At 33.9% G+C, this 17,570-nt stretch carries 13 protein-coding genes and 1 other RNA gene; 2 read left to right on the forward strand and 12 right to left on the reverse strand.

The genetic code is table 11. The features are described 5' to 3' along the window. Positions 1-19: 19 nt before the first annotated feature. The 10 genes from pseH to aspS all read right to left on the reverse strand — a co-directional run bounded on the left by pseH (position 20) and on the right by aspS (position 12,245). Positions 20-487 carry a UDP-4-amino-4,6-dideoxy-N-acetyl-beta-L-altrosamine N-acetyltransferase gene (gene pseH / locus EL247_RS05965; protein ID WP_172594057.1) on the reverse strand — a complete coding sequence of 156 codons (468 nt, stop codon included), beginning with the start codon at positions 485-487 and terminating at the stop codon, positions 20-22. A 3-nt stretch (positions 488-490) separates the two neighbouring features. Then, entirely contained in the window at positions 491-1,240 is a 750-nt protein-coding gene (locus EL247_RS05970; protein WP_054197593.1) for a cytochrome c biogenesis CcdA family protein, read from the reverse strand. Positions 1,241-1,273: 33 nt separating this feature from the next. After that, entirely contained in the window at positions 1,274-2,551 is a 1,278-nt protein-coding gene (locus EL247_RS05975) for a TRAP transporter large permease (protein WP_054197592.1), read from the reverse strand. Between the two features lie 9 nt (positions 2,552-2,560). After that, a complete protein-coding gene (locus EL247_RS05980) occupies positions 2,561-3,163 on the reverse strand; it encodes a TRAP transporter small permease (protein WP_005020655.1) in 603 nt (200 codons plus the stop codon). Positions 3,164-3,194: 31 nt separating this feature from the next. Beyond that, positions 3,195-4,211, reverse strand: coding sequence for a DctP family TRAP transporter solute-binding subunit (locus EL247_RS05985; RefSeq protein WP_060661007.1), 1,017 nt, complete (start codon positions 4,209-4,211; stop codon positions 3,195-3,197). 778 nt (positions 4,212-4,989) lie between these two features. Continuing rightward, a complete protein-coding gene (locus EL247_RS05990) occupies positions 4,990-8,682 on the reverse strand; it encodes a filamentous hemagglutinin N-terminal domain-containing protein (RefSeq protein ID WP_126442108.1) in 3,693 nt (1,230 codons plus the stop codon). A gap of 252 nt (positions 8,683-8,934) precedes the next feature. Then, positions 8,935-9,453 (reverse strand): inorganic diphosphatase, encoded by a 519-nt coding sequence (gene ppa, locus EL247_RS05995; RefSeq protein ID WP_005020652.1) that lies wholly within the window; start codon positions 9,451-9,453, stop codon positions 8,935-8,937. A gap of 13 nt (positions 9,454-9,466) precedes the next feature. Then, positions 9,467-9,826: a DsrE family protein gene (locus tag EL247_RS06000; RefSeq protein ID WP_126442109.1), complete on the reverse strand. Its 360-nt coding sequence runs from the start codon at positions 9,824-9,826 to the stop codon at positions 9,467-9,469. Positions 9,827-9,912: 86 nt separating this feature from the next. Then, positions 9,913-10,485 (reverse strand): adenylate kinase, encoded by a 573-nt coding sequence (locus tag EL247_RS06005; RefSeq protein ID WP_104745515.1) that lies wholly within the window; start codon positions 10,483-10,485, stop codon positions 9,913-9,915. An 8-nt stretch (positions 10,486-10,493) separates the two neighbouring features. Next, a complete protein-coding gene (aspS, locus tag EL247_RS06010; RefSeq protein WP_126442110.1) occupies positions 10,494-12,245 on the reverse strand; it encodes an aspartate--tRNA ligase in 1,752 nt (583 codons plus the stop codon). 156 nt (positions 12,246-12,401) lie between these two features. Here aspS and flgL point away from each other — a divergent pair, with 156 nt between their 5' ends. Then, positions 12,402-15,026 (forward strand): flagellar hook-associated protein FlgL, encoded by a 2,625-nt coding sequence (flgL, locus tag EL247_RS06015; protein WP_126442111.1) that lies wholly within the window; start codon positions 12,402-12,404, stop codon positions 15,024-15,026. A 26-nt stretch (positions 15,027-15,052) separates the two neighbouring features. Here flgL and ruvB read toward each other — a convergent pair whose 3' ends face one another. After that, positions 15,053-16,054, reverse strand: coding sequence for a Holliday junction branch migration DNA helicase RuvB (gene ruvB / locus EL247_RS06020; protein WP_005020647.1), 1,002 nt, complete (start codon positions 16,052-16,054; stop codon positions 15,053-15,055). A gap of 15 nt (positions 16,055-16,069) precedes the next feature. Then, a complete protein-coding gene (panB, locus tag EL247_RS06025) occupies positions 16,070-16,876 on the reverse strand; it encodes a 3-methyl-2-oxobutanoate hydroxymethyltransferase (protein ID WP_104745529.1) in 807 nt (268 codons plus the stop codon). Positions 16,877-16,980: 104 nt separating this feature from the next. Between panB and ssrA the strand changes: the two genes are divergently transcribed. Further along, positions 16,981-17,352: a transfer-messenger RNA gene (gene ssrA / locus EL247_RS06030) on the forward strand. Positions 17,353-17,570 lie beyond the last annotated feature (218 nt).

Raw genomic sequence — 17,570 nt, forward strand, 5'->3', positions numbered from 1 at the left:
AAATTTTATCTCTTAGGGCTCAATCAACACAATCAACTCTCTGACTACATTTAAAATAACTCATTTTTACATCCTTTTTTGTCAAAATAAAACCAAATTTTAGATAAAGAGAAATTGCTTTTTGATTCTCATTAAAAGCGCAAGCATAAAGATTCTTGACTTTCAAAGTCTCAAAGGCATATTTTATCACAACCTCCATTAAGCCTTTTCCATATCCTTTTAAATTTGGATTTTGATAGATTCCAAACTCACAAGAATCTCCCCTTTGAATATCCACAAAATCCACAACACCCACTGCCACTTCTCCATCAAAAACCAAAAAATATTGCTTAGTTACCTCTTCTTTGAGCTTTTCAAGAAAGGCAATATGCTCTTCCCAAGAAATATTTTTTGTTTTCATAAAACAAGAAATTTCCTCACTATTCCTCCACAAAAAAACTTCTCTACTCTCTTGCTGCGAAAGATTAATAAAATTTTTTAATCTCATAATTTATCCCAAAACTTTTACCAAATAATTAGATAACCACTCCATTTTGCCAGTAATAATTAAAATCCCTATAACAATAAGCAATCCACCCGCACACCATTCAATTAACCTAAAATGCCTTTTAATTCTATCCAAAAACGCAAAAGCATAACCAACTAAAAATGCACACAGCAAAAATGGCAAACTAAATCCCAATGTATAAACTATCATCAAGATAATTCCCTCATCAGCCCTTAAACTAGCAAGAGAAATAATCCCTGCTAAAATAGGTCCTACACAAGGTGTCCAACCCAACGAAAAACTCACTCCCAATAAAAATGGCATAAAAAAATCACGCAAAAAACTAAAATGAACTACATTAAATTTCGCATTTTTTTGATAATTCAAAAAAGGAATCTCAATAACCTTTGCGGTATGCAAACCAAAAATTATCAAAATCCCTCCAGCAAAATATGCCACATAAGGACTAAGCAAGATTCCGCCACTTAATATTCTAGCCGCTACCACTCCAAGCAAAACAAAAACTATCCCCATTCCCAAAACAAAAAATAAAGCATTGCGAACAATTACAAAACGCATTCTCCTATCAAGTGTATGATAAGCTTTCAATTCACTTAGGGAAACTTCAGAAATATAAGAAAGATATGCAGGAATAAGGGGCAATACACAAGGACTAATAAAAGTCAAAATCCCCGCTAAGAAACTAATTCCAAGCGGGGCTTTATCAAATAAAAACAATAAATATTCTTCCACTTTTGTGCTACCTTATCGACCAAAAACCACTTCTTAACGCTCCAATAAATTAGGTAACCAAAGTGAAATTTCAGGCACATAAGTGGTTAGAACTAATCCAACCAACAAAACACATAACCATGGAATAATAGAAATTGTTACATCTTTTAGGCTTAATCCCGTCAATGAACTTGCCACAAAAAGATTCAGCCCAACAGGAGGGGTTAGCATACCAATCTCCATATTCACAATCATAATAATTCCAAAATGAATCGGATCAATTCCTAATTGCAATGCAATAGGCAAAAGAAGTGGCGTCATAATCATTACAACAGAGCTTGGCTCCATAAATTGCCCCATAATAAATAAGACAATATTTACCAAGATTAAGAACATCCACCAAGTCATATTCATACCTACCAAACTTTCTGCTATGATATGAGGGATTCTCTCACTTGTAAGCAAATGTGCAAAGACAACAGCAAATCCAATAATAAAGAAAATCATCGCTGTGGTAATAGCTGCGTCTAAAAATACAGCATACAAATCTTTAATCTTAATATCTTTATAAACAAAAATAGAAACTACAAAAGCATAAACCGCACTAATTCCAGCAGCCTCTGTGGCAGTAAAGATTCCAGCATAAATCCCACCAATTACAACAAAAACGATAAGTAATGCCCAAAATGCCTCTTTAAACTTACTCCATCTCTCTTTAAAGCTCGCTGGTGTAGTAGATTTAAATCCCAATCTTCTAGCCCCAATATAAGCATATAGCATCATCATTCCACCAATCATCAATCCCGGAACAACTCCTGCCATAAAAAGCTTTTCGATAGAAACTTCTGCAGTTACCCCATAAACAATCATAACCACAGAAGGCGGAATCAAAATCCCCAAACTTCCCGCTGAAGTAATCGCACCCACAGAATAGCTCTTAGGGTATCCTGCTGCTTTAAGTGCTGCAAACATTACAGAACCAATCGCCACAACTGTTGCAGGGGAACTCCCGCTAACTGCCGCAAAAATAATACACGCCAAAATTGCACTCATAGGAAGCCCGCCGGGTAAATGCCCGACAATACTTTTTGCAAAATCCACAATTCTTTGTGCAGAACTCCCCTTACTCATCAAAGAACCTGCCAAAATAAACATAGGAATCGCCATCAAAGCAGGCTTCAACCCATTTAACATAATTTCTGGCACACCCATAATATCATAGGAAGTAAAAATCAGCATTGTAGCTACTGCACTTACACCTAGTGAAATAGCAACAGGAACACCAAGCAATAACAAACCAAATAAAACTATCAGCAAAAATGCAACACTCATAATATCCCCTTAGTCCTTAATTACCGAATCGTGTATCATTTCTTCTTCTGCATTTCTTACTACCTTATCTGCATCCATCCAAGAAACTTCATAAATTTTCTCGATACTTCGATAAGTAGCTCCAAAAAATGCAATAGGCAAACAAAGAAGGAAAACCCACAAAGGAACACTATGGAGTGCTTCGCTCATATAGCCAATCTCATAGTTCAAATAACACACCATCACACTTGCATAAAACATAAACCCTAAAAAGATAGAATTTAGAATATGTGTTCCCAATACACATGCTTTTGCCAATGGTGGTGGAAACTTCTCAATCAACATTGTAACAGAAATATGCACACCTTTTCTAAACCCATAAGCCGCACCAAAAAATGCAGACCACAAAAAACAATACCTAGCGACTTCTTCTGCCCAAGTTAATGAACCAATTTCAGGAAAGAAGCCCGCAATATAACGCACACAAACATTAATAGCAGTAATCACGATTCCAAACACCAATCCTAATACAGCTACATTTTTATTAATCCCTGCAATAATCATATCTAAAATCTCAAAAAAGCGATTAATACCGGGACTCTTATGTGCATACAAAAAAGGTTTTTGAATCATCAATAATAAATTCCGCAAATTCTACCCTTTATTACTTAGTATTCATTGTTTTTTCGATTAAATCTTTACCCACCAAGTCATAAAACTTCGGATAAATCGCATACATCACATCTTGCCATTGTTTCTTTTGATCTTCTGTAAGTGTGAAAATTTGAGTACCTGTTTTATCGTCTGCTTTAAGCTTATCAAGCAACATTTTTTCTTCTTTTGCACTCTCTTCTCTCTCATAAATAGTTGCCTCTTTCATAGCAGCCATAAACTTTTCTTGCAAATCTTTTGGCAATTCATTCCAAAATTTTTCACTTGCAACGACCAAATACCCTAAATATCCATGATTAGACATTGTAATAGAACTTTGCACTTCATAAAATTTAGAATTATAGAGATTTGAAAGTGGATTTTCTGCTGCATCAACTACACCTGTTTGAAGCGCTGAATACACTTCACCAAAAGGCAAAACTTGTGGAATTGCTTTGATTGCTTTTGTTTGCTCTTCCAACACTTTAGAACTCATAATACGCATTTTCTGACCTTCTGCATCGCTAGGCAAAATAATAGGCTTTTTATTAGTGCTAAATTGCTTAAATCCTGCATCCCAATAGTCTAATGCCACATAACCTTTATTAGTAATAACATCTTTCAAAATTTGTCCAACTTCTCCATCCATTACTTTATGTAAATGCTCGGTATCACGGAAAATAAAAGGAATATCCCACAAATTAAATTCTTTTGCAAATGGAGTAAATTTTGAAAAACTCGGTGCGGCTAACTGCACATTGTTACGCTTTAACTCTTGAAACACTTTATCATCATCCACCAATTGTGCCGAAGGGAAAACATGCACCACAATCTTACCATTTGTCAATTCATTAACTCTTTTTGCAAAAAAGTCTGCTGCTTTCCCTTTTGGTGTATTTGCACTCACTACATGAGCAAATTTCACTTCATAAACTTTATTAGAATCAGCTTGGGAAGTTTCTGTTTTTTCACCTCCACAACCAACAAAACCTAAAATCGCCAAAGCTAAAATCACTAAACTTTGTTTCATTTTTTCTCCTTATAAAATACTAACTCAAAAACTTTATGCTAGTCGTTATAATTTTACAAACTTTTTTTGAAATTTCATTCTACTTCTATTTTGATTGCCAAAGATTATCCCATTAAAGATTACTTTTTGAAACACTTTAGAGGGTTTTGATACCATATAACACCTCATAAAATTTGCTATTCAAATAATTAATCCAAAAATTAAACAGCTTTCATATTTTACAAACTCAAATAAATTTTAAAACATTAAGAAATTTTGATTATTAGCTCTATTTGAAGAAACAATAATATCTATAAGTAGCCCATCATTACACCATTACCCACTTTATTAACCTACCCATAATACTACACGCCATTGCTATTTATTATCTTTCAAGTATTACCTAAATGCTTTTAGGTAATACTCTATAATAATACAACTCTTGATATTCTCTAATACACACATTGCATATTTATTCTAATGCTAAGTGTCTATTCTATATTTATTCATAGCCTCTCTCCACCTCCTATATCTTAATACTTTAGAATCTTAAAATACAATTCAATTTAATCTTAGAAATATCATTCAATTATTTAAAAGCATTGAATCTCTTTTAAGATTCTAAAAAGATTCAAAGTTTAAATGTTTATTTTGTATTAGAGTTTATAAAATAATCAAACAAGAATAAAAGAAGTTTTTATTGCATTGTTTATTTTGAATCTTTTTAAAATCTCTTCAATATTTTTATTATTAGTATCTATTTAGCTTAGGATTAACCTAAGCTAATAGGATTAATTAATTAATAAGTAATAGCCATACAAGGATTATTTGTCTTAGCATTATCACTTACAATACATAATCTACCTCTTTCTTTACCATCTTCTACAATGGCTTCTTGTTTTTCTTGTGCTGGGAGGATTAGTATTGCTTCTTTAGAGGCTAAGTCTGCTATTTTTTGCAAATTATTTGGAACATCTGGATTATTCTCTTTTGTTGGGTCATCTCCCACTTCTTCTTTTGTTGGTGGAGTAAGAGCTGGTTTATCTTCTAAAATAATGCTATCTATTTTTGAGAGAATATCATTTCCACTAAAGCTAAAAGTTCCTCTAATATCATCAAAGCCACTATTCTCTTTGATAGAATATTCTCCTAAAAGATTAGTAAGATAGACTTTATCTTCACTCTCTAAAGTATTTAGAAGGCTTTGGGCTTTAGCATAAGATTCATCAATGATTTTTACCATTTCATTATAAATACCCTCTAAAGTCTCATAAGGCAATTTAGCTTCTAATGCTTCTTGATAATATTTTTGAGCTGCTTTAATCCTTTGTTTTAGAGATTCTAGGGCTTTAAGATTATTATTAATCGATGAGATTTGATTGATTAATCCATTCTTATTATAACTTCCCTCTCCATTGATAAAAGATTTTAATTTTAAGATAGAATCTTTTACATAGCTATATTTATCAATACTATTATCTTTGCTATACCATTTAGTAAAATCATCTTTTAATCCATTATCCCCATCATAGAATGCTCTTAAGAAATTTAGAGATTGTTTGAGGGATTCTAATTCTGCTGTGTTAGGATTAGAATCTACTAGGATTAATTCAAAAAGTTTATGGATTTTAGTATCTAATGTAGCTTCTGATTCTTTAGATTCAATTCCTTTTAGAATCTCATCAATAGTATTAGAGATATTAATAAGCTTATCTAATGTTTCTTGCGAGATATATCCATTCTTATCTAAGGCAATATTGATGCCATAGTTTTCATTTAATATTTCATGGATAATCTCTTTGATAGTAGAATCCAAAGAGATAAAATCGTCTTTTTCTAGGGCAACATTACCCAAATCAATGTTTGGAGTATTTGAATCTGTTGGAGGGGTAATGTTAGAACCTGTAGTTTGTTCAAAACTATAAATAGGATTAGAATCATCACCAATATTTACAATCTTATTAGATTCAAAAGCACCGCCTGAATTATTTTGTTTTTCTAAAGCTTGTTTAAAGATTTCTTTGCCTTGTGTTTCATTAGTATAAGGATTTAAAAAGATTTGTCTATTTGGATTGCTAGTAGGATGATAATAATCTTTTGAATCGCTATTAGCATTTTTTATAGGATTATTCAAGCCTAAATTAGGGTTATCATTATAGTAGAGATTGATATTATCAAAGGTTGTATTGCCACTAAGAGATCCGTAGAATTTGCCAAAACCTTCTACCCCTTTACCTCTATCAGTAATTTCAGCTAAAATGGTTGCATTAGGATTGAAGTAGAGGTAAATGTTGCTAAAAGAGGCGACAGTGTTAATGTCAGCACTACTATGAGAAAGTTCTCTATATCCAACAAATCCACCCGCAAAGGATTCAGCTCCTACATAAGTAGTTTTATTATTAGCATCAATTTCACTAGCAATATCCCCAATATTATTTAAAATAATATTAGAAAAAATGCCACCTCCACTCTCAATACTTCCAATAAAACCTCCAGAATAAACCCCTATAACCTCTCCTACATCATCACTACTAAATTTACTTCTTATAGCTCCAATGTTGTTTAAGACTATATTAGAAAAAGAGTTCTTATCAAAATTCCTTCCAGCAAATCCACCCACAAAAGACCATGTAGCACCATCTGATCGTTCATTATCGATAATACTGCTTATAGTTCCAAAATTTTCCAAAACAATATCCGAAAAACTTGCATCATAGACTTGCCCAACAAACCCTCCAACCATAAGAATAGGACTTGATTTAGGGATACCACCAACAGCTTTGATGCTTTCAATATTACTTAAAATTATATTAGAAAAAGTACCACCATCAATCCACCCAGCAAATCCACCTATACCAAAAGAGGCACCTTCCGAGCCGATACCACTAATACTTCCAATATTTTTTAAGATTATATTAGAAAAATTGCCACCATTAATATATCCAGCAAATCCACCTATATAACCACTATTATTTACAGTGGAATCTATATTAATTCCATCAATAATGAGATTCTTTATAGTAATTTGAGCTTTACTTGAATCCTCTCTAATATTTCCAAACACTCCAATCTGTGAAGTAAAACTATCATCATGATAATCTATATCAACATTACTCAATGTATTCCCACCACCATCAAAGTTTGCAGTAAAAAAATCTTTTTCATCCATCCAATCCTTTTGCTTATATCCCCCCACAATCATTGCATCACTATAATCAGCATTTACAAGATTACCATTCCCATTATTTATAGGTGCGGCATAATTACCTGTGTAGGTTTTGTTTTGAGTAGAATCTGCAAAGTCAATAATTGTCCTATCTTTTCCACCAATTTGCTTAGAAAAGTCAATATCTCCAACAAGTCTAAATTCATCAACACTTCTTGTATCTCCATTATTATTATTCCACCCATTAGCAAACCAATACCATTCACTCAAAGCCTCATCAGCATTTCCATTGCCTAGAGTGATAACTTTTTTAAAATTGTTTTGTCCTTGTTCATTGGTAATACTTCCATTATCATTGTAAGTATAAGATTCATTTGTGATTAATTGTTTGAAGTTTCCAAATTTAAAACGATCTTTTTGGAAGTTTTTCATTTGCCTTTGAATATAACCTTCTTTAAAAGCAGTAGCATAAATATTATTGCTTGATAGATTCACTGCATCAGCATCAATATAGATATTCTCTCCCACAAAGTAAATAGAATTATCTTTATTAGTGCCACCACTTGTATTTTCTATCTTCCCTCCTCTAATATCTATGGTATCCCCAATCAATGTGATTCCATTATTGGCTTTAATTGTTCCTAGATTAACAATATTCCCCTTATTAGGTTTAAACACTGGAGAGAAAGATTCTACTAATTTAGTTTGAGTTTTAAAGTTATTTAGTGTTATATCATCAATCGTATTACTTGCTACAAATTTATTTGCATTAATACTTGCATCTTTTCCTATTAAGACACCACTAGGATTAACTAAATAGATATTATTGCCATTGCCATTAAGATTACCTAATATTTGTGAAGCTTTATTAGTATAATCAAGGTTTAGATAGCTTTTATTATTACCTAGGAAATTAACACTTTCTCCTTTATTGATATTAAATCCACCACCCCAAGCAATAATATGGTTTGTATTATTGCCTGTGATATTCATTACTTTACCATTTACTTTAATACTTCCACTACCATGAGTGAATTTACCCCCACTAGGTAAAGCTACTAAGGATTGAGATAAAACAATACTAGCTACAATAGAGATTCCTATTTTAGTGATTGTTGTTTTAGATTGTTTGGATTGAATAGAATTAGAATCTTTGATTGATTCTAATTTAATTGTATCTTGAATCTTAGAATTAGATTCTTTAGAAAGATTAGAAGATTGAATCTTATTTAGATTCTTTGCAAGTTCTTTAGGATTTGAATTTTTAAGAGTATTGAGAGTATTTAAAGAGTTAGTTAAAGGCTTATTTGCCCCCCCCCCCCCCATACTATAACAGAATTAGGATTGTTTGACATTTTGGGTCCTTTATAAGATATTTAAATTTACAAACAAAGAAAAACATTTTTAAAAGAAATTTTAAAAGAGATTCTTTGATTTATAAATTCATAAAAGATATTATACTACAAAGATATTATACTACTAAATTGAGATAAAGTTGATAAAATAAAAATAAAATAATTGCAATAAAGAGATAGGGTAGTTTTAGAAGATGCCAGTGCAAAAACACTGACATTAGTATTACTTGTAGTTTTGGATTGCTTTATCCAAAATAGCTTTTGCACTTTCTAAGTCTTGAAATTCTTTCACTTTTACCCATTTATTTGGCTCTAACATTTTATAAGTTTCAAAGAAATTTTTGATTCTATCTAATGTAATTTGTGGTAAATCCGCTAGAGACTTGATATTATCATATCTCGGGTCAATTTTAGAAATAGGCACAGCAATAAGCTTCTCATCAAGCCCGCTCTCATCTTCCATTATCAAAACTCCAATCAATCTTGCTTTAATCACACTTCCAGCTTGCAAAGGATACTCGTTTAATACCAGCACATCAGCAGGATCACCATCATCACTTAATGTATTTGGGACAAACCCATAATTTGCAGGATAAAACATTGCACTATACATTACCCTATCAACGACAACCGCTCCACTCTCTTTATCAATTTCATATTTAATATTACTTCCATAAGGAATCTCAATAACCACATTTAGTTTGCTAGGATTCTCACCTACTTCAATTTTTGATAAATTCATAATTCTTTCCTTTCTATTGATTTAAAATTGCATACCCTTGCAATTGTCTATCTACAATTTCTCTTGGGGCATTTTTAACCTGTTCTACACCTTCAATCAAGGATTCTTTGCTGATTTTTGCTCGTCGCATTGCTCCACTACAAGCTACAACTCTAACATTTGGGAGTTTCACCAAAGCAGCAATTTCTTTTCTTATTTTATCTGATGAAGTGCTATTTTTGCCAAAAAGCAGCACAGAATCTCCGCCCATCACAAGCTCAATATCACCCACTTCATCATCTTTTAAACTTTTTTGGATTGCTTGCACTTGCAACTTTGCAGTTTCCCATTGACTTTTTTCTACGAGAGAAATCACGACATTAACGGGCTTCACACCTTATTTTCCAAATACTTGTGAAGTTCCTACAATCATCAAAAAAACAACCAAATACCATTTTATTTTATTCTGCATAAAAAACCTTAGATTCTACTCTTAATAAAAGTTTCCATTTCTGCCACGATTTCTTCTATTGTTCTTTCGCCATTGATTTTGTGCAAAATTCCTTTGACACTATAAAACTCTTGAATCTCCGCTAAAGGCTCCAAATACACTTTCATGCGATTGTTGAATACCTCTACATTATCATCAGCTCCCCTAGCTCTACCAAGCACTCTATCACACGCTACTTTTTCGCTCACTTCTACTTCAATAACATTTGCCAAAGTAATATTGTTTGTTCCTTTTAAGATTTTATCCAACTCTAGCATTTGCTCCACGCTTCTAGGATAGCCATCGATAATTACAATATCTTTAGGTGCATTAGAGATCGCATCAACAATCGTTTGCACTACAATTTCAAGAGGGACAAGATTTCCTTTGCTTGTATAACTATCAATCAATTTTCCTTTTTCACTCCCACTTGCCACTTCAGCCCTTAGAAGTTCTCCAGTAGAATAATGCACAATACTTTCTGTATTATTTTTGCTAATAATCTCCGCATCGGTTGTTTTCCCGCTACCGGGCGCTCCAATAACTAAAAATAATTTTTTCATATTTCTCCTTATTTTTTGGTTTCTCTTACTCTAATATGCAATTCTCTTAGCTGCTCTTCACCTGCAGGACTTGGTGCGTCTGTAAGAGGACAAGTTGCTTTTTGGGTTTTGGGGAATGCAATCACATCACGAATAGAATGTGCATTGCAAAGCAACATAATAATCCTATCTAATCCAAATGCGATTCCTCCATGCGGAGGAGCACCAAACTGCAACGCTTCAAGCAAGAAGCTAAATTTATCTTTTGCTTCTTCTTGAGTGATTCCCAAAAGTTCAAAAACTTTGCTTTGAATCTCTTGTTTATGGATTCTAATGCTTCCCCCACCGATTTCAAAACCATTTAACACCACATCATATGCCACAGAATTAATCTCTTCAATATCCTCAACTTCTAAATCTCTTGGCATCGTAAAGGGGTGATGAAGTGCTGAAATACTACCATCATCATTGCGTTCAAACATAGGAAAATCTACAACCCATAAAAATTTATAGACACTCTCATTGATCATTCCCATATCATTTGCAATCTTTTGACGCAATCTACCCATATAGTCCCAAACGACCTTTTTCGCCCCTGCTCCAAAAAACACAATATCACCGACACTTGATCCCACTCTCTCAAGCAAGGTTTTGAGATTCTGCTCACTAATAAATTTGACCAAAGGACCTTTGATTTCATTTTCTTTAATTTGCAAATATGCCAAACCTTTAGCACCAAACTTCCTTACAAACTCTTCTGCTTCTCCCAAAGTCTTACGACTAAAGAAACTATCTCCACCTTTCACACAAAGTGCTTTAAAGCGATTTTTCTTAGAATCTTTTGCAATAGAAGCAAAAATTTCATTACTAGAATCCACAAACAAATCAGAAACTTCTACAAGCGGCAAATCATAACGCAAATCTGGCTTATCACTTCCATAAGTTTCCATTACTTCTTTATAAGTATAATGTGGAAATGGAGTTTGCACCTCTATCCCGCAAGCACCAAAAATAGATTTCAACACAGATTCTGCCACACCCATTACATCTTTTTGTTCTACAAAACTCATTTCAATATCAATCTGTGTAAATTCGGGCTGCCTATCAAGCCTCAAATCTTCATCTCTAAAACACTTTGCAATTTGAAAATATTTATCAAACCCGCTTACCATCAAAAGCTGTTTAAAAAGTTGCGGACTTTGGGGAAGTGCATAAAACTCACCATGATGCACACGACTTGGCACCAAATAATCTCTTGCTCCCTCTGGTGTAGCTTTAGTCAAGATTGGAGTTTCAATCTCCAAAAAGCCTAAATTACTCAAAGTATTACGAACAGCCTGTGCTACTTTGCTTCGTGTGATAAAAATTTCTTGCAAACGCGGATTGCGTAAATCCAAATAACGATACTTAAGCCTTACATCTTCGCCTACACTCTCATCACCAACAGCAATAGGCGGAGTTAAGCTTTTATTTTCGATACTCAATTCACTTACCAAAACTTCAATTTTTCCTGTTTTTAATTTTGGATTCTCTAAGCCCTCGCCTCTTTTTCTTACCTTTCCTTTAGCAATCAAAACATATTCATCTCTTACTTCACTAGCAATTTTATGAGATTGTTCAAAATCTTTTGGATCAAAAACAAGCTGGACTAATCCGCTTCTATCCCTTAGATCAATAAAAACAATTCCACCATGATCCCTATAAGTATTGCACCAACCACATAATTTTACTTCTCTACCAATATCTTTTTCATCTAAATCTGCACAATAATGGCTTCTCAAAACACTTACTCCTAAGAAATTTGTTTAGCAAAGTGAAGATTTTATCAAAAAAAAATACAAGAAATGATTAAATAGAAAAATAATTTTCAATTGATGAAAAGAGGAATAATTTTTGCTTGATGCAAAACAAAATAGTTTAGCTATAAAAGGAAATTTATGAGAATAGGAACAAACTCAAGCTACACAATGATGCAATATTATCAAGGAAAGACACAAGCGGGATTAAATAATATTCTAGCTCAAATGAATGGTTTGAAAATTCAATTTGGCTATCAAGATACAAGCATTTTTAACAAAACTCTTGAATTAGATTATAATATCACCACACTCACTCAAAGCAAAGAATTAGCAAATAATGCCTTAACTTTCACCAAACACACCGACACCGCTCTAAGCGAACTTGCATCAAGCATGGACAATTTTAAAAGCAAACTAGTCCAAGGTGCAAATGATATTCACTCTGAAACCTCTCGTCTTGCAATTGCCCAAGACCTCAAATCTATCCGAGATCATTTTTTATCAATTGCTAACACTTCTATCGGCGGAGAATTTATTTTTGGAGGAACTGCGACAACCACTAAGCCCTTTAATTCTGATGGCAGTTACAATGGCAATAACGCGACACTTAATGCCTTGCTTAGTTCCAACAACTCCCTAGCCTATAATATCACTGGCTATGAATTATTTTTTGGTTCAGACAATGATACAAATCGTGTTATTTCAACCAATATCCCAAAATTTAACCAAAGTGCTTTAAACCCTCAAATTATGGACCCAGACCACCCAACAGGAAATAGTGAGAAAGTTTATATTACCGCAGAAGATACTTTGCGTGATTTAGTGGGGGACAATGATTCTGATCCTTCTAATAACGATCCAGAAGTTTTTTATATCACAGGAAGAAGACCCGATGGGACTGCTTTTAAATCCAAATTTGAAATGGGAGTAGCTTACACCGATGAAGATCAATCCGCAACCGTGCAAGATTTATTAGATAGAATCGGCAAGGAATTTGGCAACACAGAAACAAGCAAAGTTGTAGATGTTACACTTAATGAATGGGGAGAGATTGAAATAAAAGACCTCACAGGCGGACGCTCTAATATTGAATTTTATATGGTATCAAGTAGCTACCAAGACCCAAATAACCCCGATGGAGTAGGAGTCTCTGATATTGATGCACTATTAAATAGCGGAGCAAAAGTCAATACCTATGTGCAAAGCCCTTATTTGGGAAGTTTTTCTAATTCACAAATCACTTCTGTTGAAGATTACAATGATCATAGAATCCACACTATCCCAACAACCTTTAGAAATAGCAACAATGAAATCGCCAAAACCTCTACGCTTTTGAGTGATATTTTTCCAGAAGGTGTTACACAACTCAATTTAAGTGGTATCTCTGCAAATGATGCGAACAACAATCCAACAAATACTAATGTTAATAGCACTTTTACAATTACTCCAACCTCAACTATTCAAGATTTAATGGATTCTATTGAAAATATGTATAATGCCCAACCGGGTGCAAATGTAGAAGTAGAATTTTCCAATGGAAAAATCACAATCATTGATAATAATGTCTCCAAAAAAACTCCGCCAGATCAAGCACAAGATACATTGCCCTATATCGGTGAAAGCTCACTTAGTCTTACTATCACTGCACAAGATGCTGGAGGCAACAATGTCAATGGATTCCGCAATGATTACAGCGTAGAATACGATAGAGTGGGCTTTAGCAAAAACGGCTCGATACTTTCTTCGAATGTTTCTCAAGTTATCCGCGATACCAACGAGTATGCAACAATGGATACCAAACTTTCGCAAGTCGCAGGCGTTGGGCTTGATGGGCATACTTATAATTTTGAAGTAAAAGATGTCAATGGGACTCCAATTAGTGGAAGAATCGAATTTAGAGACACAGGAAGTGTAATGATTATTGATTCCCCTGCAACCATTAATGGGGTTGATATTGATGGGATTGAAATACCAATCTTAAATCCTAATGGAAATCCCCCACAAGTAGCAAGTGAAGCAACGCCAGCAGATGATGTTACTTATCAACAACTAGCTGATACACTAGGAATGGTGCTAAATCTTTCAAACACTAATCCAGCTGATTTACAAAATGTATTTGATCCAGCAGGTGCAAATTTCGATGATCCAGCTATCAAGCTTTCTTATGAAACAATGATTAGCAATTCCAAAAACAATGTTTCTATTTCACTAGATGTTAATGGACAAATGCAAGTCAAAGATTTAAATCGCACTCCAACTAGAATGGAGTTTATGCTCTATGATAGCGAAAGTAGCAATTTTGCTCTTGATGCTAATGGCAGAGTAAATACCACAGGACATCCAGCACTTACTTTTCAAGCTAATAATGCCATTGTAGCAGATGATCCTCATGTCAATTTTTTCCAACAAATTGATACAATTATCCAAGCTTTAGAAGATGGCACTTATCGTCCCGGTGGCACTGATGAATATGATGATAGTATGAGGAATCCCGGAATCCAAAATGCTCTTTTGGTATTTGACCATTTAGCAGACCATATCAACAAAGCCCACACCAAAAATGGAGCACAGGGAAATGCGTTTGAATACTCTATCGAACGCACAGAAGTTTTGATTGTCCAAGCTAAAACATTGCGTTCAGATACTATTGATACAGATTTTGCAGAGGCGTATTTACAATTCTCAACCCTCTCACTCAACTACCAAGCTATGCTTTCCTCAATCGGCAAAGTCTCTCAACTCTCTTTGGTTAATTACCTCTAAGGCGATTAACCAAATACTTTGCCATTTTAAAACAAACTTCCTATATCTTTGAATGAAAATAACTCATAAGTTTTTTGCGTAGCAATTCTCCCTCTAGCTGTGCGTTCCAAAAAACCATTTATTAGCAAATAAGGCTCAATCACATCTTCGATTGTCCCCTCATCTTCACTCATAGCAGCCGCTAAAGTGCTAAGCCCAATAGGTCTTCCACGACTTTCACAAATAATTTTTAAGAATCTTAAATCCAATTCATCAAACCCATATTCATTGACACCAAGCTCATTAAGAGCGTATTGCGTGCGTTCTTTTGTGATAATCCCTTCTTCTGCCACTTCTGCAAAATCTCTGACACGCTTTAAAAGACGCAAGGCGATTCTAGGTGTTCCACGAGAGCGTTTAGCAATCTCTAAAGCCCCATCACTAGAGCATTCTTTTTGGAGTTTAATTGCTGCAATTTGCACGATTCTTGCCAACTCTTCTTTTTCATAAAATTGCATTCTAAATTGCATTCCAAATCTATCTCGCAAAGGATTGCTAATCATTCCAGCCCTTGTAGTTGCCCCTATAAGCGTGAATCTAGGTAAGTCAATTTTTACAGTTTGTGCCGCAGGACCACTTCCGATGATAATATCTAATCTAAAATCTTCCATTGCAGGATACAAAATCTCTTCAATAGCAGGAGATAACCTATGAATCTCATCAATAAACAAAATCTCCCCTTCACTAAGATTTGTAAGAATCGCTGCTAAATCACCGGCTTTTTCAATCATGGGTGCTGCTGTAACTTTAATTGGTGCGTTCATTTCCCCACTAATAATATGTGCTAATGTCGTTTTACCTAATCCCGGAGGTCCAAAAAGCAAAATATGATCGAGTGTATCATTGCGTTTTTTAGCTGCATTAATAAATACTTGCAAATTCTTTTTGAGTTTCTCTTGACCTATATAATCAGACCAATTATTAGGGCGTAATCTAACTTCCTCATCACCTTCTAATGCTATTTTTTCTATTTCTACAATTCTTTCCAAATCCCTATCCCTTTATCAATAGCTTTCATCATTGCTAGGAAAATCTCCATTTTTCACATCTTGAACATATTTTCTTAGAGATGTTCTCACCATTTTTGCACCCTCCAAATATTGTCGCACAAATTTAGGCTTAAAATCTTCAAAAAACCCAAACGCATCGCTCCACACCAATACCTGCCCATCAACTTCCACACCACTTCCAATACCAATAATGGGTATCTCAATACTTTTTGCAATCTCTCTAGCTACTTCACTTTTAACGCCCTCTAGCACCATACAAAATACTCCTGCCTTTTGCAAAGCCAAAGCATCTTGTAATAATCTCTCATTTTCCTCCTTATCCTTGCCTTTAATTTTATATCCACCCTCACTTCTCACAAATTGCGGTTTTAACCCAATATGCCCCATAACTGCAATGCCATTTTGCACCAAAAGCCTAATAGTATCGCTCACTTCTATTCCGCCTTCTATTTTTACTGCTTGAGCTTTGGTTTCTTTATAAACTCGGATAGCCGATTCTAATGCACAAGCAGGATTACTCACACTCCCAAAAGGCAAATCGCAAACAACAAGACTTTTTTTTGCACCATTGCACACTGCCTTTGTGTGATAAATCATAGAATCCAAACTTGCACTTAGCGTATCACTCTCCCCAAAAAAACTCATATGCAGGCTATCTCCTACCAAAATCATATCCACCTCACCATCAAAAATTTTGGCAAAAAGTGCGTCATAAGCGGTTATCATCGTGATTTTTTCTTTGTTTTTTTTATTTTTGATTTGTGTGATAGTAGTTTGTTTATTTTCTATTTGAATACTCATTTTATCTCGCTTGAATTTTATTTCAAAAGATTTTACTATAATTTTATCAAAAACTTGACAATTTTTGTAAATAAGAATAAAATTATCGCCCTTATCAACAAAATGGGGCTGATATGAATTTCGACGGGAGTTGGATGGCTCTAGTTGCATGCCAACTTGTGCTAAGTTGTAAAACTGGCTCTTAAACATAAACGCAAATAATACAAATTACGCTCCAGCTTACGCTAAAGCTGCGTAAGTTTAATTAGCTTTTTGGAGCTGTTTTTAGTTAGAATTCTAGCTACTTTCTAAAAACATCATTTTTGCTAGATGCTATCTTATTTACCAAAAATAAGATTTAAGTTCCTTTGGTTGCCTTGTTTGTGAATTTTTGGGTGTTTAGCAAACAAGAAAGATTCCAAACCCAAGAAAGCATGTATATCAATTATTGTTGGTCTGATTTTCGGACTGGGGTTTGATCCCCCACAGCTCCACCAAAACTACTTTTTATATCCTTATAATTTTTCAAAAACTTTGCAAAATATGGCATTAACCTACCTTATCTATTTTGGTTATTTCTATTTTTTTCTCTTTAATTTAATTATAATTGCCAAAGACAAAACACAAACCAATTATTCAATACAAAACAAAATCCTACTAAACCCTTAACATACTACAAATCAAGAATTAATCTCACATAAATTTCAAAAAGAGA

Origin of the sequence: Helicobacter pullorum, from assembly GCF_900638355.1 — a bacterium.
In the GTDB taxonomy this organism is placed as follows: Bacteria; Campylobacterota; Campylobacteria; order Campylobacterales; family Helicobacteraceae; genus Helicobacter_D; species Helicobacter_D pullorum.